Origin of the sequence: Actinoplanes rectilineatus (assembly GCF_000962825.1) — a bacterium.
GTDB classification, from domain to species: Bacteria; Actinomycetota; Actinomycetes; order Mycobacteriales; family Micromonosporaceae; genus Actinoplanes; species Actinoplanes rectilineatus.
In genome coordinates this window covers 1-270 of sequence record NZ_JZKF01000290.1, presented here as the reverse complement: position 1 = coordinate 270, position 270 = coordinate 1, and the positions used below count along the sequence as shown (strand labels likewise).

General features: G+C 63.3%; 3 tRNA genes. All 3 read right to left on the bottom strand.

What is annotated here, in order from left to right:
* Nucleotide 1 precedes the first annotated feature (1 nt).
* Nucleotides 2-76 (bottom strand) — tRNA-Val (locus WH85_RS46455).
* A gap of 10 nt (nucleotides 77-86) precedes the next feature.
* A tRNA-Cys gene (locus tag WH85_RS46450) sits at nucleotides 87-157 on the bottom strand.
* A 38-nt stretch (nucleotides 158-195) separates the two neighbouring features.
* Nucleotides 196-267, bottom strand: a tRNA-Gly gene (locus tag WH85_RS46445).
* Nucleotides 268-270 lie beyond the last annotated feature (3 nt).

Sequence of the window (270 nt, the reverse complement as noted above, 5' to 3'; positions counted from 1 at the left end):
ATGGTGGGCGATACTGGGATCGAACCAGTGACCTCTTCCGTGTCAAGGAAGCGCGCTCCCGCTGCGCCAATCGCCCTCAAACTGCGAGGTGGAGACGGGATTTGAACCCGTGTACACGGCTTTGCAGGCCGTTGCCTCGCCTCTCGGCCACTCCACCGAGCAGGCCGATGCAAATCGCAAGCAGCAGCCTCTCCGAGCGGACGACGGGATTCGAACCCGCGACCCTCACCTTGGCAAGGTGATGCGCTACCACTGCGCCACGTCCGCATG